The sequence below is a fragment of the Antrihabitans auranticaus genome (genome assembly GCF_016481275.1).
GTDB lineage: Bacteria > Actinomycetota > Actinomycetes > Mycobacteriales > Mycobacteriaceae > Antrihabitans.
In genome coordinates this window covers 1-17,910 of sequence record NZ_JAEMNW010000013.1, presented here as the reverse complement: position 1 = coordinate 17,910, position 17,910 = coordinate 1, and the positions used below count along the sequence as shown (strand labels likewise).

General features: G+C 63.9%; 17 protein-coding genes. 7 read left to right on the top strand and 10 right to left on the bottom strand.

What is annotated here, in order from left to right; translation table 11 throughout:
• Positions 1-24: 24 nt before the first annotated feature.
• Together JGU72_RS29055 and JGU72_RS29050 are read right to left on the bottom strand one after the other, a co-directional pair.
• Positions 25-696, bottom strand: a complete 672-nt coding sequence (locus JGU72_RS29055; RefSeq protein WP_199687785.1) for a phosphoribosyltransferase — start codon at positions 694-696, stop codon at positions 25-27.
• A gap of 54 nt (positions 697-750) precedes the next feature.
• Positions 751-1,536: a carbon-nitrogen hydrolase family protein gene (locus tag JGU72_RS29050; protein WP_199687784.1), complete on the bottom strand. Its 786-nt coding sequence runs from the start codon at positions 1,534-1,536 to the stop codon at positions 751-753.
• Between the two features lie 76 nt (positions 1,537-1,612).
• Between JGU72_RS29050 and JGU72_RS29045 the strand changes: the two genes are divergently transcribed.
• Positions 1,613-3,481, top strand: a complete 1,869-nt coding sequence (locus tag JGU72_RS29045; RefSeq protein WP_199687783.1) for a DEAD/DEAH box helicase — start codon at positions 1,613-1,615, stop codon at positions 3,479-3,481.
• Between the two features lie 4 nt (positions 3,482-3,485).
• Here JGU72_RS29045 and JGU72_RS29040 read toward each other — a convergent pair whose 3' ends face one another.
• The 4 genes from JGU72_RS29040 to JGU72_RS29025 all read right to left on the bottom strand — a co-directional run bounded on the left by JGU72_RS29040 (position 3,486) and on the right by JGU72_RS29025 (position 6,717).
• Entirely contained in the window at positions 3,486-4,949 is a 1,464-nt protein-coding gene (locus JGU72_RS29040; protein WP_199687782.1) for a flavin-containing monooxygenase, read from the bottom strand.
• Positions 4,950-5,014: 65 nt separating this feature from the next.
• Positions 5,015-5,617, bottom strand: a complete 603-nt coding sequence (locus JGU72_RS29035; RefSeq protein ID WP_199687781.1) for an AMIN-like domain-containing (lipo)protein — start codon at positions 5,615-5,617, stop codon at positions 5,015-5,017.
• Between the two features lie 41 nt (positions 5,618-5,658).
• The gene (locus tag JGU72_RS29030; RefSeq protein ID WP_199687780.1) at positions 5,659-6,147 is read right to left on the bottom strand and encodes a RidA family protein; all 489 of its coding nucleotides are present in this window, start codon (positions 6,145-6,147) and stop codon (positions 5,659-5,661) included.
• Between the two features lie 15 nt (positions 6,148-6,162).
• Complete coding sequence (locus JGU72_RS29025; RefSeq protein WP_199687779.1) at positions 6,163-6,717, bottom strand: histidine phosphatase family protein; 555 nt, start codon at positions 6,715-6,717, stop codon at positions 6,163-6,165.
• A 96-nt stretch (positions 6,718-6,813) separates the two neighbouring features.
• Here JGU72_RS29025 and JGU72_RS29020 point away from each other — a divergent pair, with 96 nt between their 5' ends.
• Both JGU72_RS29020 and JGU72_RS29015 read left to right on the top strand, forming a co-directional pair.
• Complete coding sequence (locus JGU72_RS29020; RefSeq protein ID WP_199687778.1) at positions 6,814-7,989, top strand: acyl-CoA dehydrogenase family protein; 1,176 nt, start codon at positions 6,814-6,816, stop codon at positions 7,987-7,989.
• A gap of 9 nt (positions 7,990-7,998) precedes the next feature.
• A complete protein-coding gene (locus tag JGU72_RS29015; RefSeq protein ID WP_199687777.1) occupies positions 7,999-9,126 on the top strand; it encodes an acyl-CoA dehydrogenase family protein in 1,128 nt (375 codons plus the stop codon).
• Positions 9,127-9,129: 3 nt separating this feature from the next.
• Here JGU72_RS29015 and JGU72_RS29010 read toward each other — a convergent pair whose 3' ends face one another.
• Positions 9,130-9,534: a hypothetical protein gene (locus JGU72_RS29010; RefSeq protein WP_199687776.1), complete on the bottom strand. Its 405-nt coding sequence runs from the start codon at positions 9,532-9,534 to the stop codon at positions 9,130-9,132.
• Between the two features lie 274 nt (positions 9,535-9,808).
• On the opposite strand from JGU72_RS29010, the gene JGU72_RS29005 reads away from it, so the two are divergent.
• On the top strand, positions 9,809-10,039 hold the full coding sequence (locus JGU72_RS29005; protein ID WP_199687775.1) for a hypothetical protein: 231 nt from the start codon (positions 9,809-9,811) through the stop codon (positions 10,037-10,039).
• On the opposite strand, the gene JGU72_RS29000 is transcribed toward JGU72_RS29005, so the two are convergent.
• Positions 10,036-10,806, bottom strand: coding sequence for a deoxyribonuclease IV (locus tag JGU72_RS29000; protein ID WP_199687774.1), 771 nt, complete (start codon positions 10,804-10,806; stop codon positions 10,036-10,038). The genes JGU72_RS29005 and JGU72_RS29000 overlap by 4 nt on opposite strands.
• Before the next feature lie 157 nt (positions 10,807-10,963).
• Here JGU72_RS29000 and JGU72_RS28995 point away from each other — a divergent pair, with 157 nt between their 5' ends.
• Positions 10,964-12,154 (top strand): lipase family protein, encoded by a 1,191-nt coding sequence (locus JGU72_RS28995; protein ID WP_199687773.1) that lies wholly within the window; start codon positions 10,964-10,966, stop codon positions 12,152-12,154.
• A 108-nt stretch (positions 12,155-12,262) separates the two neighbouring features.
• Here the strand turns inward: JGU72_RS28995 and JGU72_RS28990 are convergent, their stop codons facing one another.
• Positions 12,263-13,630, bottom strand: a complete 1,368-nt coding sequence (locus JGU72_RS28990) for a DUF445 domain-containing protein (protein ID WP_199687772.1) — start codon at positions 13,628-13,630, stop codon at positions 12,263-12,265.
• A 189-nt stretch (positions 13,631-13,819) separates the two neighbouring features.
• On the opposite strand from JGU72_RS28990, the gene JGU72_RS28985 reads away from it, so the two are divergent.
• Both JGU72_RS28985 and JGU72_RS28980 read left to right on the top strand, forming a co-directional pair.
• A complete protein-coding gene (locus JGU72_RS28985) occupies positions 13,820-14,575 on the top strand; it encodes an ABC transporter ATP-binding protein (RefSeq protein WP_307828653.1) in 756 nt (251 codons plus the stop codon).
• 26 nt (positions 14,576-14,601) lie between these two features.
• A complete protein-coding gene (locus JGU72_RS28980) occupies positions 14,602-17,118 on the top strand; it encodes an ABC transporter permease (RefSeq protein ID WP_199687839.1) in 2,517 nt (838 codons plus the stop codon).
• 54 nt (positions 17,119-17,172) lie between these two features.
• Here JGU72_RS28980 and JGU72_RS28975 read toward each other — a convergent pair.
• A partial coding sequence (locus tag JGU72_RS28975) for a carboxyl transferase domain-containing protein (protein WP_307828652.1) occupies positions 17,173-17,910 on the bottom strand: 738 nt, incomplete at its 5' end.

Here is a 17,910-nt window from a genome sequence, read left to right as displayed (position 1 = left end):
CAGTAGACATGCATTGGATCACATTTACGTTCGAGCTGGATGAATAGGTGTATCGCTGACGGGCGCAGTCGAGGTCTCGAGCAGGGTTGTCACCTCGTCGTCCTCGAGTTGATGGAAATCGAGATACACGCCGCCGACCCCGCCGAGGTCGTCGGGTGAATACGGACAAACTACCTCGTCGGCGACCGATCCGAGGCGATGTAGCGCCCCTGGTGGACCGACCGGAACGGCGAGGACGAGTCGGCGCGGACCTTGCGTGCGCGCCATCATGCAGGCGGCCGCCGCCGTGGCGCCGGTGGCTACGCCGTCGTCGGTGATCACGACAACGCGGTTGCGCAGTGGAATCGGCGGCCGTACGCCTCGCCATGTTGCGGTTCGACGTTCAAGCTCGACCTTTTCTGCGGCCTCTATCTCGTCGAACTGCTCTCGCGTGACGCGCGTCTGCTCGACGACGTCCTCGTTGACCACTCGAATTCCGCCCTCGGTGATTGCGCCCATCGCGAGTTCGGGTTGCCACGGAACACCGAGCTTGCGGACGAGGAGAATGTCGACGTCGCCGTCCAGTAGGTCGGCGATCGCGCGGGCGACCGGAACGCCGCCGCGGGGGAGCCCGAGCACCAATGGATGCGTCCCGCGCAGGTAGTCGAGTGACTTCGCAAGCGCGCGACCGGCTTGGGCGCGATCGACGTACTTCATCACTGTCGACGCTACTCCCGCCAGCTGTGCGCTGAACAGCGCAAACTCAGGCGCTCAGCGGAAGCGGCGCAGTTCCAGGGCGGGGTTCTTCCGGCGGACCTCGTCGATGCGGCTGGTCGACACCGTCGCCGTTCCGACGCCTGTTCGTTCGCCGAGCGCACAGAGCAGCACACCCATCGGATCCACGATCATGCTGTTCCCGGCGCCGGACGGTGCGGCCTGATCGGCGGCGGCGACGTAGATCGTGTTCTCGATCGCGCGCGCTCGGACGAGGGTGGTCCAGTGGTCTTCCTTGAGCGGTCCGGGTACCCACTGGGCAGGCAGCACCAACACGTGGGCGCCGGCGTCGACGACCCTGCGCGTCACTTCGGGGAACCGGACGTCGTAACAGGTCTGCATACCGAAGGTGACGTCGGCGATGGTGAACGTCTCGGGTTCGACGATCTCGCCCGGCCGCACGACGTCGGATTCCTTGAACCCGAAGGCGTCGTAGAGATGCAGCTTTCGATAGGTCGCGAGGACGCCGTCGGTGCCGACCGCGACGAGAGTGTTGGAAACGCGATCCTCTCCGGGCACCGCTTCCGCAATGCCTGCAACGACGATCAGATCGTTTCCGGCGGCAATCTCGCCGAGTGTCCCGACGAACGAACCGGTCAGCGGTTCCGCGGCTTCGACGACGCGGTGGTCCAGCTTCGGCGCGGTGAACATGGAGTACTCGGGAACCACCAGGACGCGGGCACCGCGTCGCGCGGCCGATCCCGCGTGTTCACGAATCTGTTCGAGATTGGCGTCTTTGTCGGTACCCGGCGCGAATTGCGCAACCGCTACTTCGATGTCCACACAAACACGCTATCTTGCGCGGGATTGCGACTGCTGGAGAAAAACCCCGCATTCAGGCAGTAAACTCCAGGTCACAATGAGTGAGAACCAGGGCGAGAACAGCGGTACGGAACCGTTGCAAGAAGCGCCAGCCGAACAGGCTAGAGAAACCGAAACACAGTCGTTCACCGATCTCGGTGTGGACGATCGCGTACTGGCAGCTATTTCCGACGTCGGATACGAAACTCCTTCGCCGATCCAGGCTGCAACCATTCCACCGCTACTTGCGGGCAAAGACGTTGTGGGACTTGCCCAGACGGGTACCGGCAAGACGGCTGCATTTGCAATCCCGATCCTCATGGGTGTCGACGTCACGGCCCGCAAACCGCAGGCTCTCGTCCTCGCGCCGACGCGTGAACTCGCGATTCAGGTTGCAGAGGCCTTCGGAAAATATGCGTCGCATATTCCCGGGCTGCACGTTCTTCCGATCTACGGCGGTCAGGCCTACGGCGTCCAATTGTCGGGTCTGCGCCGCGGTGCGCACGTGGTCGTCGGCACACCTGGACGTGTCATCGATCACCTCGAGAAGAACACCCTCGACATCTCCGAGCTCAAGTACCTGGTCCTCGACGAGGCCGACGAAATGCTCAAGATGGGCTTCCAGGAGGACGTCGAGCGCATTCTCGCCGACACTCCCAAGTCGAAGCAGGTTGCGCTCTTCTCAGCAACCATGCCGCCTGCTATCCGCAAGATCAGCAAGCAATATCTGAATCAGCCCGTCGAGATCAGCGTCAAGTCGAAAACGACGACCGCGTCCAACATTTCGCAGCGGTGGGTGCAGGTTTCCCATCAGCGCAAACTCGACGCGTTGACGCGGATCCTCGAGGTCGAGTCGTTCGAGGGCATGATCATCTTCGTCCGCACCAAGCAGGCGACCGAAGAACTCGCGGAGAAGCTGCGTTCGCGCGGATTCTCGGCCGCAGCGATCAACGGCGACATCGTGCAGGCGCAGCGCGAGCGCACGATCGGTCAACTCAAGTCGGGGGCGCTCGACATCTTGGTCGCAACGGACGTGGCCGCACGTGGCCTCGACGTCGACCGCATCTCGCACGTCGTCAACTACGACATCCCGCACGACACCGAGTCGTATGTGCACCGCATCGGCCGCACCGGTCGAGCGGGCCGCACCGGTGAGGCGCTGCTGTTCGTCGCACCACGTGAACGCCACCTTCTGAAAGCGATCGAGCGCGCCACCCGCCAGCCGCTGACCGAGATGCAGCTGCCCAGCGTCGAGGACGTCAACGCACAGCGCGTCGCGAAGTTCGGCGATTCGATCACCGAGAGCCTCGGTTCGGCAAACCTCTCGCTGTTCCGCAAACTGGTCGAAGACTACGAACGCGAACACGACATTCCGCTCGCAGATATCGCCGCGGCGCTGGCTGTGCAGTCGCGCGACGGCGAGAACTTCTTGATGCCGCCTGAGGCGCCCGCCCCGGCATACGAGAAACGGTCCCGCGACGACGGACCGAAGCGTGAGCGCCCGCCTCGTAAGTTCGACGACAAGTTCGACGACCGGAAATTCGACGACCGGAAGTTCGAGGGTGGTCCGTCGACGCATCGGAAGACCGGAGCGGAACTCGCGACCTACCGAATCAGTGTCGGCAAACGGCACCACGTGGTTCCGGGTGCGATTGTCGGCGCCATCGCCAACGAAGGCGGCCTGCGCCGCAGCGACTTCGGGCACATCAGCATCCGACCTGACCACAGCCTTGTCGAGCTTCCTGCGCAACTGTCGAGCGAGACGCTCGAGGCGTTGCGCAGCACTCGCATCAGCGGAGTTCTGATCCAGCTGCAGAAGGATCACGGACCGCCGATGGGTGCGCGTCCGCGTGCGGGTCGCGAAGACCGGGCGGGCGGCAAGTTCCCGAAGCGCAAGGACCGCGACCGCAAGGACGACCGCTACTAGCGGTCTATTTCGCGGGTTGCGTTGTCCTCAGCTCGTAGTCGTCGAGGTCCGGCGGCGCCAGCAGGCGATCGCGATGCACGTCGGGTGCCCACGGCCAGAGTTCGGGTAGTCCGTCTTTGCCGAGGTACCAGCTTGTGCATCCGGTCGCCCATACGGTGTTCGGTAGCGCCGCGCGCATCTCGGCGTTGAAGCCGGCCGTCGCCTCGGGCGTGGGTGCGACGGAATCGAATGTGCCCGCACGCCATTTCTCGATCCACCGGACGATGTGCTTGCACTGGGTTTCGGCGATGGCGACGAGGGAGTAATTGCCGACCGGGCTGTGCGGCCCCATGATCATGAAGAAGTTCGGGAAGCCCGGGATCGCAACCGTGAGGCGCGCTCTGGGCCCGCCTTCCCAGGCGTCGTCGATGGTGATGCCGTCTCGTCCGATCAGATTCATCGGGCGCATGTACGCGTGGGCGTCGAAACCCGTTGCGAGCACGATGACGTCGACCTCGTGCAGGCGGCCGTCTTCGGTGACGATCCCACGCTGTTCGATGTGGTCGATGGCCTCGGTGACGAGGTCGACGTTCTCGCGCTGGATTGCGCGGTAGAAGCCGCCGGAAACGATCAGGCGCCGACACATCGGCAGGTGATCCGGTGTGAGCTTGCGACGCAGTTCGGGATCGCGGACGGACCGCAGATTCGCTTCGCAGATCTTGGTGAGCACGGTCCGGTGCCAGCCCGGCTTCACCAGCGCCTTCGAGAAGAACTCGATCACCTCGCGATGAGTTCGGTAACCGATCCGGTTCATCAGGGGAATTCGGCGATGCAGTGGCCCGGCGAGCGGGGTGTAGGCCGGGTTCGGCGTCGGCAGGATCCACTGAGCGCTGCGCTGAAACAGTTCCAGCCGCCCGACCTCCTCCGCGAGGCCGCAAACGATCTGCACTCCGGTGGACCCGGTGCCGATCACAGCGACGCGTTTGCCAGTCGTTTCCACGCTGTGGTCCCAGCGTGCCGAGTGCATCGTCGGACCGCCGAAGTCGGCGAGGCCCGTGATCTTCGGATAGCGGAGTTCGCGCAGAATCCCTGTCGCCGAGACGAGGAAATCGACGACGTGCTCGGTGCCGCGACTGGTTCGCAAGTGCCAGCGGTCGGCGTCGAATCGCGCCTCGACGATCTCGGTGCGGAACCGGATTCGGCTGCGCAAGTCGAAGCGGTCGGCAATGCCGGAGAAGTACTTCTGGATCTCTGGACCGGGTGAAAAGAGGTGCGTCCAATTCGGATTCGCCGCGAACGTGTACTGGTAGAAGCGCGACGGCACATCGCAACTCAACCCGGGGTAGGTGTTGTCGCGCCAGGTCCCGCCGACGTCGTGCGACTTCTCGTAGATCGTCACGTCGGTGATACCGGCTTCGAGAAGTTTGATCGCCATGCACATGCCCGACATCCCTGCCCCGACGACGGCGACTGCAGGTTCGCGGGTCATGAGGACGCCTGTGACTTCGTTGTCATAGCCCAACGGTAGGCACTGCGAGCCGCGTTGGGAACGACTCAGTTGGCGACGTCGACGACCAGGCGGGTCGGGTTGGACAGGACTTCGACCCGAAACGGCGGTTTGTCGGACTCGACGCCGATGAACGACTGGGTGACGCCCTCGAACAGAGTCGCAAGTTGGACCTCTGCGACCGCAGTAGCAGTCGGCTCGGTCAGTGGGTCCGGACCGCTGTATTCCTCGACGCCGCTATCGAACGGGTATGCAGAGCCGGGGATCAGCACTTCGAGAATCGATCGGCCCTGAACGGGAAGGTCCTTGCCGCTCGCGTCCTGCACGGCCTTCTCGACATACTTCACGTGAAAGCCGGGCGTACCTTTCCCGCCGAACTCGTAGACCACCCTGTCGTAGCCGTCGTGATGACCGATTCGCAGGTCCGTGACGGTGACCGCCGAGTCACGTGACGGCTCGCCGGTTTTCGCAATCGCGTCGGTGGGCGGTGGTTCGCTTTCGGGGGTCGTTGCGCTGGACCCGTTGGTTGCCACCGCTGAGACGGAGACCGGGCTCGAACCAGTTCGTTGGTCGTCGCCACAGGCGGTGGTCAGCACCATCAGCATCGCGGCGGCGGCACCGGCGGTCACGTAGCGAGAAATGTGGCTCATGTGGCCGATGGTACGTCGGTTAGGTCACGAGGCTGTGGACCTCACGATGCGGGAGAGATCTCGACCTCTGCCGATATGACGACCGCGTTGTTCATCGGCAACGCAGCCAGACCGACCGCGCTCCGCGCGTGCGCGCCCACGACCGGCCCGAAAATGCAGAGGATCAGGTCGCTGAACCCGTTGATGACCACGGTCGTTTGAGGGAAACCGCTGTCGGCGTTCACCATTCCGCTCACCGACAGCCAGGCCTCGATCCGGTCCAGATCGCCCAGTTCGCGCTGCAGGCTGCCCAGCATCGACAGTGCCGTGGCGCGGGCGGCGTCGCATGCTGAATCCACGGACACCTCGGATGGCACTTTGCCGAACGGTCCGGCGAGCGATCCGTCCGGTTGCTGTGCGGAATGCCCGGACACGTATGCCCGGTTCCCGCGCACGCGCACCCACTCGAACGCGAACTGGAAGCCGGGGGGCGCCTCTGGTGCAGGCGGCAGCGCGATGCCCAGTTCGCGCAACTTCTCTTCGATGTGCATCGCCGACTCCCGTTCTCAGACCGAGACGTTGTTGATGGTGTGGACCTGCCAGCCGTTGGCGTCGACGGTCAACGTGCTGACCGCCGCGTTGAGAATTCGTGGGGACCGCCGGGTGTGCACTACATCGAGTATCGCCCGGATGACACCGCCGTGCGACACCACGATGATCGCGTCGTCCGGGTTGTCGTGCGCAAGCTCGACGATCGTGCGGAGGCCGCGCTCGGCAACCGACGCCCGCGGCTCCAGCCCGGGGTACCACCCGTGGGGCCACTCGTTGTAAGCCTCCCAGTCGGTCAGCCCCTCGGCCTCACCGTAGTGGCGCTCGACGAGGTCGGGGAAGGTCTTCGGCTCGTCGAGGCCGAGTTCGGCGCCGATGATCTGGGCCGTTTCGTTGGCGCGCGAGAGCGGAGAACTGATGATCGAGTGCCACTCGCGGCCCGCGAGTCGGTGCGCCGCTTCGCGCGCCTGCGCCCGCCCGGTGCCGTTCAGCGGGATGTCCGACGAGCCCTGCAGCCTGCCGTGCATATTCCAATCGGTTTCGCCGTGGCGAACAAGTGCGATGTACGTCATGGCCCGCACCTGCCTCGTGTCATAGTGATGTGACGTTAGCGCAGCAGTGACAGCCGCGGCAGTTTCTCCAAGTGGAGACCAGTCCAAAGGAAGAGCATGAAGCTTGCACTCACAGATGACGAGATCGCGTTCCGCGACGATCTGCGTCAGTTCTATGCGACAGAGATCCCCGCGGAGGTACGTGACAAGGTCCGGCGCGGAGTCGAACTCGACAAGGAAGACTGGGTAACGAGTCACCGCATTCTCCATGCGAACGGGCTCGCGGTGCCGAACTGGCCGGTCGAATGGGGTGGCAAGGACTGGACTCCGACGCAGCACCACATCTGGCTCGACGAGATGCAACTCGCATCGGTACCCGAGCCGTTGACGTTCAACGCCAGCATGGTGGGTCCGGTCATCGCGCACTTCGGCTCGCAGGAAATCAAAGAGCGTTTCCTTCCTGCCACCGCGAATCTCGATATCTGGTGGTCGCAAGGCTTTTCGGAGCCGGAGGCCGGTTCTGATCTCGCATCGCTGCGGACCACTGCGGTCCGCGACGGCGACACCTACGTGGTCAACGGTCAGAAGACGTGGACGACGCTCGGCCAGTACGGCGACTGGATCTTCTGCCTGGTGCGGACGGATCCAACTGCCGCCAAGAAGCAGGCCGGCATCTCGTTCCTGCTCATCGACATGACGACCCCCGGACTGACGGTGCGGCCGATCAAACTCGTCGACGGTAGCTACGAGGTCAACGAGGTGTTCTTCGAGGACGTCCGGGTGCCTGCGGAAAACCTTGTCGGCGAAGAGAATCAGGGTTGGTCCTACGCAAAGTTCTTGCTGGGCAACGAAAGAACGGGCATCACCGGCGTCGGTCGTACCAAGGTGCGCCTTGCGCAGGCGAAGGAGTTCGCGGGCCAGATCAAGGCCGGAAGCGGGACGGTACTCGACGATCCGCTCTTCGCAGCTCGCCTCACCGAGGTCGAAAACGAGCTGCTCGCACTGGAATTGACGCAGTTGCGCGTCGTCGCGGGCTCTGCGGACGGGAAGCCGAACCCGGCGTCGTCGGTCCTGAAAATGCGGGGCTCAGAGTTGCAGCAGGCGGCGACCGAGCTGCTGATCGACCTGGCAGGTCCGGACTCGTTGCCGGTCGACGCGGGCGACCAGATCGCCTCGCCCGAGTGGGCGCAGCTGTCGGCACCGCACTACCTGAACTACCGGAAGACCTCGATCTACGGCGGATCCAACGAGGTTCAGCGGACCATCATTTCCTCCACGATTCTCGGACTGTGAGGCGCAGCAATGGATTTCGAACTCACCGAAGAGCAAGAACTGCTACGCGACACGACGCGGGAAGTGCTTTCGCGTAACTACGACGCGGAGAAGCGCAACAAGGTCACGGCGACAGAGCTCGGCTGGTCGCGCGACGTCTGGGGCAAGCTTGCCGAGATCGGTCTGCTGGGGCTGAGCTTCAGCGAAGAGGACGGCGGGATGGGTGCCGGGCCGATCGAGACGATGACCGTCCTTCAGGAGGTCGGCCGGCGGTTGGCACCGGAGCCGCTGCTCGATGCAGTGCTTCTGCCCGGTGGGCTGGTCGCCGCAGCGGGATCCGCCGATCAGCGCGCCAAGCTGCTCGGTGAGGTTGCGGAGGGACGCACGCTGCTCGCGTTCGCCCATGCCGAGCCGGGAACGCGGTGGCCGTCGACCGAGGTTGCGACTACTGCGGCACAGCAAGGTGACTCGTGGTCGCTGAGCGGTCGCAAGAACCCGGTCCTGCGCGGCGACTGTGCCGACACGCTCGTCGTCAGCGCGACCCTGCCGGACGGTGGTGTCGGACTGTTCCTCGTCGATCCCAGCGCAGCAGGAGTGACGCGGCGGACCTACGCAACCCACGACGGACTCAGGGGCGCGCAACTCGAGTTCGACAACGCCGCAGCCGAACCCCTCGGCGATGCAGTGGACGCCAGCGCGCATATTCAGGCAGCAATCATCGGTGCGCAAGCCGCTCTCGGGGCCGAGGCGGTCGGCGCTATGGAAGAGGCCCTGCGGTTGACGACCGAGTACCTCAAGGCGCGCAAGCAGTTCGGGGTGCCGCTGTCGAAGTTCCAGACGCTGACGCAACGCGCGGCGGACATGTACGTGTCGCTCGAACTGGCGCGCAGCATGAGCCTTTACGCGAACATGTCACTCGCCGACGGAACCGTCGATCCGATCATCGCCTCGCGCGCAAAGCTGCAGATCGGCCGGTCGGCCAGGCACATCGGTCAGGAAGCGATCCAGTTGCACGGCGGAATCGGCATGACGGCCGAGTATCCGGTCGGGCACTACGTCAGCCGTCTGACGGCGATCGAGCACACGTGGGGCGGGTCCGACGACCACGTTCGCGTGCTGAGCGCACAAATCGGCGACTACAAGATGGTCGAGCTGTAGTAATTAGGGCGTCTCGGATTCGGTAGGCCGCGCCGGGCGCGACGTCGTCAAGTCGTCGCGCTCGGATTCGGGCTCCGAGAAACCGTCCTCGCTGGACGTCGTCGTCCCGCGTGTTGTTCGCGTGGTCGTCGTCCTCGTGGTGGACGTGCGCGTCGTCGTTTCCGGGATTGTCCGAGGCGTCGTTTCCGGCGCGATCTGCCAGGTCGGTGACGGCGGCACTGTGAAGGCCGGCGTGAGGGATCCCGAGGACACCCCGGTTCCGGAGATCGACGTTGCGGGCCTGATCTGGGGAGGCACGACTTTTTCGTCGGCGTCGCCGAGTCCGCATGCGTTGATGAGGATCATGCCTGCCGCGACTGCGAGCACCGCGGCGACCAGACCCGCCACGGCGCGCCAGTTTCCGAACATTGCAGAGTTCCGTTCCTGATCTCGAGTTGACCCACTTTAAACGTGTCCTCGACGCCGGTCGGGGCTGGTGAGGCTCAAATATCACGACGAGGGGGCCAGCGAGGTATCGGAACGGTATCGACAAAAATGCGGCGTGTCGTGTCGGCGCGGCAAAGTCCCAGCGCGGACGTAACGTGTGTGACGAAAGTTAACCACTGAGAATGTTCACCCACACGGTCGAGCGTGGAAAACCAAGCCGGCCGAACTGATCGTCTGATGTGAAGGAGCATTGGTCATGGGGTCCACCCGTTCCAAGACCACGTGCTGGTCTGTCTTTTTCGCCGGAATCGTCGTCGCTGTCCTCGGCATTGCTGATCTGCGTGCCGAACTTGCTGTTCTCGGGCTGATCTTCGCGTCTACTTCCGGACTTGTTCTTCTCAAAGTCCGTGCAGAGGCGCTCGGCCGGCTCGATCCGATGGACGCGCCGCGCCGCGTTATGGCCGGCACGCTCAGCGTCCCGCGCTAGCCGACCGTTTCGCGCAAGTACGCGAGGTCGTCGGCGAGTCCTTCGGCGGGCGTCTCCAGGATGACCGGAGCGTCCGCGGTGCGGCATACCTCCGCGAGCAGTTCCGGATCGATGGTGCCGTCGGAGAAGTTCGCGTGTCGGTCGCGCGCCGAATTGAACTCGTCGCGAGAACTGTTGAGGTGCACGAGGTCGATGCGGCCCGTGATTGCCTTCACCCGTTCGACAATTCCGACGAGGTCCTCGCCGCCCGCCCACGCATGGCAGGTATCCAGGCAGAAGCCTGCGCCGAAGTCGCCGACCGCATCCCACAACTTCGCGATGGAGTCGAAGTAGCGAGCCATCGCATGATCGCCGCCCGCTGTGTTCTCGATCAGAATCGGTACCGGGAAGCCGCCCTTTTCTTCCTGGCGTTCGAACAGCTTCCGCCAGTTGTCGATGCCCGTCGCGATCTCGCTGTCCTTGCCGACGTGGCCGCCGTGTACGACAAGACCGATAGCGCCGAGATCGGCCGCTGCCTTTGCCTGCGCGGCGACAGCTTGCCGTGATGGCATCCGTAGGCGGTTGTTCAGGCTGGCGACGTTGATCTGATACGACGAGTGCACGACGACATCGATCGGACTCGCGAGAATCTGCTCGGTCTGTGCATGCGGCTTGGGTTTCTCCCAGCCCTGCGGGTCGATCACGAACATCTGAATCAGATCGGCGCCCAGCCGTTCCCCGAATCCGATCGGGTCGCTATCCAGGCGGACGTGTGCTCCTATACGCATGTTTTCAGCCTATCGAGGGGCTCCGACAGAGTGTGCGAGCGGACCAAAAACGAACTGGTCGGCTGGTTTTGCCGAGTTTGTGAACTAGATAACGATTTTGTCGCGACCTTCGTACAAGGTCACCCCATTCGGGATGGGGATCTAGGGAGTCGGTTACATGCGGCATGGTTCGAAGGCGCTGATTACGCTGCTGTGCGCCTTACTTTTTGCAGGATTCCTGTCGCCGGGACCGGCCGGATCGGAACCTCTGTATCCCATGGAGGATCCCGATCCGTTCTTCCACGCCCCGGCTGACATCGGCAACTACAGCCCGGGGGACGTGGTCCGCGTTCGGCGGATCGACACCTTCTGGTACGCGGGCACCGAGGGCTATCACGTCGCCTTCCGGTCGACCAACTCCCAGGGCAACCCCATCATGGGTATGACGACGGTGCTGATGCCGATCGGGATCGCCAACCCACCGTTGGTCTCCTACCAGGCGATCATCAATTCGCTTGGTGTGAAATGCAATCCGTCGCGGTCCCTGTTCAACGCAGAGCTCAACGACGCGCCCGGCATGTACCTGCCGATCGGCCGTGGGTGGGCGCTGTCGATTCCCGACCACCTCGGTCCGACGGGCGCCTACGGCGCGGCGAAGCTCGGCGGCATGGTCACACTCGACAGCGTTCGCGCGGTCAAGAAGGTCAACGAACTCGGCCTCCAGAACGTCCCGGTCGTTCTCGCCGGCTACTCCGGAGGTGGCATGGCCAGTGCCTGGGCGGCAGCGTTGCAGCCAACCTATGCGCCCGAGTTGAAGCTCGACGGTGTTGTGGCAGGCGGCATTCCGGCCGACCTCGAAGAGATGGCACGCGGGCTCGGCTTTGCGCCGCACCCAGGCTTCGGTCTCGCATTCGCGGCAGCGATGGGCTTGGAGCGGGAGTATCCCGACCAGCTGCCCATCACGTCCCAGCTGAACGACGAGGGCCTGTTCCTGCGCTCGTTCATGGCGAACGAGTGCCGCCGCTTCCTGATCTTCCACGGCCTGTTCCGCAGCGCCGAACAACTGGCAGCGCGCAGAGACCTCATGACCAGCTCCGCCGCGATGTCGGTACTACGCGAAAACAGCCTGAAGTACTTCAGAGACGTCCCGACCGTGCCCATGCTGATCTGGCACGGAATGTACGACGGCCTCACACCGTTCGGCGCCGTCAACGACGTGGCGCGCCGCTATTGCGACGCCGGAGCCACCCTGGTCTTCCGGCCCTGGGACATCTCCGAACACATGACCTGCGCGGCCCTCGGCTTCCCAGAGGCATGGAACTACGTCGAAGCACGATTCCGCGGAGAACCACCCCCGCGCGCCTGCTGAGTTATCGGCACGCTCCGCTCGGTCGGGCCCCTGCATACCGTGCAACAAAAAGGCGTTCCGGCCCCGGATTCCGGGGCTGGAACGCCTTTCCGTCAGTAGACCTACTCGCTAGGCCCCGAATACGAGGATGTGTATCGCGCCCACGACGATGCCCAGCAACCCGCCGTGTAGGTAGAGCAGCCAGGCGTCCTGCTCGATGGCGGTGTAGAGCATCTCGACGAACTCGTCCGGTGGTAGCTCGCGCAACTTCTGTGTCGCAAGCTTGTCGATCTTCGCTGACGTCGACTTCGCGAACTCCTCGTCCTTCACGAGCCACGGCTTGAACTCTGTGGCGAGGCTCTTGCCCGCGGCGGACTGGAGTGTGTCGAACTCCTTGCCGCCGAGCGCGAGGCGCGTGATGGTCTTCAGCGGCCCGAGGTTGCGATCGATTTCCGCCTTGAGGAACACCTCGATGACCTTGCGGGTCTTGTCGCCGCGCGGTCCGTCGAGCAGTTCGTTGGCAATGACGTCGATGGTGACGACCTGGTAGGCGATGGCGTGACCGAAGTCTGCAGCAGCCTCGTGCTGGCGCTTCGCGAACTTCGCGTGCTTCCAGAGGAACTTGTACCACGGTTGCGGCGACGCCGGCTCGAAGACCACCTTGATCGCAATGACGTTCACGATGATGCCGACGAGCGCGGCACCGATCAGCACCCACAGCCACGACGGCAGAATCGTCACGACCGGTGGGTGCGAGTAATGCAGCCACGACAGCCACAGCGCAAGAATGATTCCGAACGGGAAGCCGAGGAGCCCGACCCGCACCATGAAGCGCAACTCCGGCGCGCCGAGGCCGTAGACGATGTCCTTGAGCAGTTCGGGACGTCGCCGCAGGAACCCGACGACCATCAGCTTGATGCTGATCAGTTCGTTGAAGTTGGCACCGATGAATTCGAAAGCACTGCGCGTCAGCGACGGCAGTTCGGAATCCACCCGCTTGATCAGTAGATCGCGAGCAGGCTGCGGCATGTCTTCCCAGAGTTCGGGGTGCTCGCGCTCCATGATCCCCGCAACCATCGCGGGCAGCTGTGGACGGGCCACCCTCGCGACCTGGTCAGCGATACTTTCTGGATCCATCTCGTAGAAGAAGTCTTGTGCCGTACCGATTTTGGACACGGCGTTGTCGGTGATCAGGCTGGCCATCTTCTCGGCTCGAGCTGGAATGAAGCCCTGGAATCCGAGGATTCCGCCGGGTGCGAACGTCGGCAGAATCTGCACCTTGCGGGGGAAGAACGCGTACGCCGTCTTCAGCCCCGGTACGTAGAAACCGGTGAATCGAACCGGGGCGAAAAGCATGATCACGCCGGTCCAGTTGGTGATCACACCCGCGACCGCGCTGAAGATCGGAATGCTGATCATGTCTACCCAGAACTTCGACTGACCGGTCATCTCCTCCCAGTCCAGGAGACCGAAGAACCCCGCCGACAAAGTATCCATCCACGCTCCTTGGTGCAGTTGAAGCCGATCGTTTCACCGCTGTGAACGCATCGAGTAGTCCACGTGACCGTCGGTATCGGCTACACGATGAAGATCATGCCGTTGATGGCTGGGTGCTGTCCTGAAAACGTGGGTAATCAGGGTCATCCCCGATGGCACTGCTCGCGGAAACCGGACACTATGGAGCGCGTGACTGTCACCACGGATGTACATGCGCACACGTTGGCTGCCCGCGCGATCGACGTCGTCAAGACGTACGGTTCGGGCGACACGCAGGTCCGGGCTCTCGACGGAGTATCGGCGGACTTCGTGAAGGGCGAGTTCACTGCGATCATGGGGCCGTCCGGGTCCGGAAAGTCGACGTTGATGCACTGCCTGGCGGGGCTGGACACCGCGACATCGGGTTCGGTACTGATCGGCGATACAGAGTTGACGACGCTGTCCGACAAGCAGATGACGAAGTTGCGACGCGACCGCGTCGGTTTCGTATTTCAGGCGTTCAACCTGGTGCCGACCTTGACGGCGCTCGAAAACATCACGCTGCCACTCGATATCGCGGGTCGTAAGGCCGATGCGGAATGGCTCGACACCGTACTGACCCGACTCGGTATCAAGGATCGGCTGACGCACCGGCCGGGGGAGCTGTCCGGTGGTCAGCAGCAACGCGTGGCCTGCGCGCGTGCACTCGCGGGTCAGCCCGAGATCATTTTCGGGGACGAGCCGACCGGTAACCTCGACTCGCATTCGTCCGGCGAGGTGTTGTCGATTCTGCGGGCGTCCGTCGACGAGTTTCATCAGACAGTGGTGATCGTGACCCACGACCCGCGGGCGGCGGCGTACGCCGATCGAGTCGTGTTCCTCGCAGACGGCAAGATCGTCGACGAATTGCGCGGGCCCACAGCCGAATCGGTGCTCGACCGCATGAAGTCGCTGGAAACGGTCTGACGGTGGCGAATGTCTTTTCGTCGCCGATGCGCAAAGTGTCATTGCGCAATCTTGCGGCGCACAAGGTTCGCCTTGTCCTGACGTTGCTCTCTGTTGTCCTCGGCACTGCGTTCGTCACCGGGTCGTTCGTTTTCACCGACACGTTGCAGAAGACCTTCGACGGAATCTTCTCCGAGGTCGCGCAGGGCGTCGACGTCCGGGTGAGCCCGGAGGAGCTGCAGTCCAGCGGTGTCCCGCTCGGAGACGTCGACAAGATTCGCGAGATCGACGGCGTCCGTGCGGTTGCGCCGAGCGTCAGCGGTGTTCTGGTCCTGCTGGACAAGAACCTCGACGTCGTCAAAACCGGGGGTGCGCCGAGCATCGGGCAGTCGTACCTGCCGCCCGATGAGGCACTGGAGAAGCCGCAAACCTTCATCGAGGGCACCCCGCCCGCGAAGGAGGGCGAGATCGGGCTGAACGAGGGCGCGGCAGAGAAAGCGGGGATGAAGGTCGGGGACCGGGTCAAGATCGTCGTGCCACGCATGGGCATCAACCCGATCGACGTGACGCTGACCGGGATCTACTCGACGCCGACGGATACGGGCGGATACATCGGCGCACTGTTCAGTCAGGACCAGGCCCGCGAGTTGTTCACCGACGGATCCCACGTGGCGTGGATCGACGTGGCAGGCAACGGCGTCGGGGACAACGTGCTGCGGGACCGGATTCAGGAAGCTTTTCCCGACCTGAAGGTGCAGAACGGCGACGAGGTCCGCGAGGACGCGAAATCTCAGATCGAGCAGGCACTGAGCTTCATCAACTACTTCTTGCTCGCCTTCGGCGGGATCGCTTTGCTGGTCGGCACATTCATCATCTACAACACCTTCTCGATGATCGTGGCGCAGCGGTTGCGTGAGCTCGCTCTGCTTCGCGCGGTCGGCGCAAGTCGCCAGCAGGTCGGCCGATCGGTTGTGCTCGAGGCACTGATTGTCGGTCTGATCGGAAGCGTTCTCGGACTCGGGGCAGGGATTGCGCTCGCCTACGGGCTCCGAAACCTGCTGAACAACTTCGATGTCGGATTGCCGACCGGCAAGTTGCAGCTCGAGCCGCGAACTGTCGTGGTGGCCTTCGTCGTCGGCGTGGTCGTCACCGTGTTGAGTGCGTACGCGCCGGCGCGTCGTGCCGCGAAGATTCCACCGGTCGAGGCGATGCGCGAAGAGTTTGCGTCGACCGGCGACTCATTGCGGGTCCGCACGATCATCGGCAGCGTCCTCGGCGTGGTCGGCATCGTGGCGGTCGTGCTCGGCGCGCAATCGACCGGTGGTCCCGCCGCGTCCACGGTCGGTGCCGGCGCGGTTGCGCTGGTTCTCGCAGTAATGCTGGCAGCGCCGTCGTTGTCTCGCCCGATCGTGGGCGGACTCGGTGCGGTCGTGGCTGCACCGTTCGGCCCAATTGGGCGACTGGCCCGAAACAATGCGGTACGCAATCCGCGCCGTACCGCCGCAACGGCTTTCGCGCTGACGATCGGCTTGATGCTCGTGTCCGCAATCGCGATGTTCGGTGCTTCGGCGAAGGCCAGCGTCGACACCTTGGTCGACAAGGGAGTCAAAGCCGACTTCGTGTTGACCGGTCCGCAGATGATCGGCGTGCCGGCCGGCGCTGCGGCCGCCGTGCAAACGGTTCCGGGCGTCGACCTCGCGGTGAGCTTGCATTTCGTGCTCGCGAAAGTGGACGACGACCTCGCAGGCAACGGAGTTGCCTTCAGCGGGCCGATCGATCCAGTGCTGCGGATCGACATGGTCGAAGGAAGCGAGCAGGTACCCGACAACGGCATGCTCGTGTCGAAGACCGAGTCCGACAAGAAAGGCTGGACAGTCGGCGAGACCATCCGCCTGACCAGTTTCGACGGCAAGGAAGTGCCGGTCGAAGTCACCGGCATCTACGAAGATTCGCCGTTGCTCGGAAACTGGTTGGTCTCCGAGCGGTCGTACCAGGCGTTGTCGTCGCAACCGCCACCGCCCGACTTCCTGGTCCTGGTCAAAGCCACTGCGGGCACCGATCTCGAGACTCTGCGTACGAACCTCGAGAAGGCCACCGATCCGGCCAAGATCGTCGAAGTCATGGATCGTGAGCAGTTCAAGGGTGAACAGGGCAAGCAGATCGACACGCTCCTGGCCGTGCTCTACGGGCTCCTCGCGCTCGCGATCGTCATCGCCGTCCTCGGCATCGTCAATACGCTCGCACTGTCGGTCGTCGAGCGGCGCCGCGAGATCGGCATGCTGCGAGCGGTCGGGATGGCGCGCTCACAGGTGCGGCGGATCATCTACCTGGAGTCGGTGCTGATCGCCGTGTTCGGCGCGATTGTGGGTGTAATCCTCGGACTCGGACTCGGCACCGGGTTCATCAGGACACTGCGCGACGAGGGCCTCGGTGAGATATCGGTTCCCTGGGGCCAGGTGGTTGCGATGTTGATCGGCTCGGCGGTGGTAGGTGTTCTAGCGGCACTGTGGCCCGCCGTCCGTGCGGCGCGCACCAGGCCGCTGGAAGCGATCGTCGACGTATAGCGAAAGGCTCGGCCCTGCGGTGCAGGGCCGAGCCTTTTCGGCGTGCTTGGTCGGTCAGTTGCCGAGGCGATCCAGGGTCCGTTTCATGCCGCGTTCGATGGCGGCGACGATGCCGGGGCGTAGTTCTGCGGCGGGGACGATGCGGTGGACGGAGCCGACTTCGAGGGCGCGGTCGATGTTGTGGACGGCTTCGAATTCTTGGGCGACTTCGCCGAGTTTTTCCGAGCGGACTGCGGCGCGGGCGGCGGAGAGTTCTACGCGTAGGTGGGCGCGTTCGGCGTCGTCTTTGGATGCGGCGAGTTTTTCTTCCAGTCCGCGGACGGTGGGGTGGGCGGCGGTGCGGTTGTTGACGTCGCGGGAGAACACGACTGCGGCGGCGGGGGCGCCGCCGATGACGGAGGCGAAGGAGCCTTCGATGGCGAGGACTTCCATGTTGTCGTTGAGTGCTCCGGAGAAGACGACGAAGGCGCCGCCGTGGTAGCGGGAGATCACGCAGAACACGATCGGGCCGTCGAAGTTGACGATGGCGCGGCCGATTTCGGCGCCGTATTCGAGTTGGATGTTGCGCAGTGATTCCGGGGAGCCGTCGAATCCGGACAGGTTCGCCAAGACGACGACGGGGCGGTTGCCGGAGGCGGCGTTGATGGCGCGGGCGGTTTTCTTCGAGCTGTTGGGGAACAGGGTGCCCGAGGTCCAGAGGTCGGGGCCGTCGGCGGGGAACCAGCCTTTGCGGTTGATGGTGCGGGATTCGATGCCGATGACGGTGACGGGGTAGCCGGCGAGGTGGGCGTC

What these genes read in the sequence shown, in the direction of transcription:
- JGU72_RS29040 (WP_199687782.1), bottom strand. Translation starts at nt 4,949, where the DNA reads ATGACCCGCGAACCTGCAGTCGCCGTCGTCGGGGCAGGGATGTCGGGC.
- JGU72_RS29015 (WP_199687777.1), top strand. Translation starts at nt 7,999, where the DNA reads ATGGATTTCGAACTCACCGAAGAGCAAGAACTGCTACGCGACACGACG.
- JGU72_RS29000 (WP_199687774.1), bottom strand. Translation starts at nt 10,806, where the DNA reads ATGCGTATAGGAGCACACGTCCGCCTGGATAGCGACCCGATCGGATTC.
- JGU72_RS29010 (WP_199687776.1), bottom strand. Translation starts at nt 9,534, where the DNA reads ATGTTCGGAAACTGGCGCGCCGTGGCGGGTCTGGTCGCCGCGGTGCTC.
- JGU72_RS28990 (WP_199687772.1), bottom strand. Translation starts at nt 13,630, where the DNA reads ATGGATACTTTGTCGGCGGGGTTCTTCGGTCTCCTGGACTGGGAGGAG.
- JGU72_RS29055 (WP_199687785.1), bottom strand. Translation starts at nt 696, where the DNA reads ATGAAGTACGTCGATCGCGCCCAAGCCGGTCGCGCGCTTGCGAAGTCA.
- JGU72_RS29030 (WP_199687780.1), bottom strand. Translation starts at nt 6,147, where the DNA reads ATGCACATCGAAGAGAAGTTGCGCGAACTGGGCATCGCGCTGCCGCCT.
- JGU72_RS29025 (WP_199687779.1), bottom strand. Translation starts at nt 6,717, where the DNA reads ATGACGTACATCGCACTTGTTCGCCACGGCGAAACCGATTGGAATATG.
- JGU72_RS29035 (WP_199687781.1), bottom strand. Translation starts at nt 5,617, where the DNA reads ATGAGCCACATTTCTCGCTACGTGACCGCCGGTGCCGCCGCCGCGATG.
- JGU72_RS29005 (WP_199687775.1), top strand. Translation starts at nt 9,809, where the DNA reads ATGGGGTCCACCCGTTCCAAGACCACGTGCTGGTCTGTCTTTTTCGCC.
- JGU72_RS28980 (WP_199687839.1), top strand. Translation starts at nt 14,602, where the DNA reads ATGCGCAAAGTGTCATTGCGCAATCTTGCGGCGCACAAGGTTCGCCTT.
- JGU72_RS29020 (WP_199687778.1), top strand. Translation starts at nt 6,814, where the DNA reads ATGAAGCTTGCACTCACAGATGACGAGATCGCGTTCCGCGACGATCTG.
- JGU72_RS29045 (WP_199687783.1), top strand. Translation starts at nt 1,613, where the DNA reads ATGAGTGAGAACCAGGGCGAGAACAGCGGTACGGAACCGTTGCAAGAA.
- JGU72_RS28995 (WP_199687773.1), top strand. Translation starts at nt 10,964, where the DNA reads ATGCGGCATGGTTCGAAGGCGCTGATTACGCTGCTGTGCGCCTTACTT.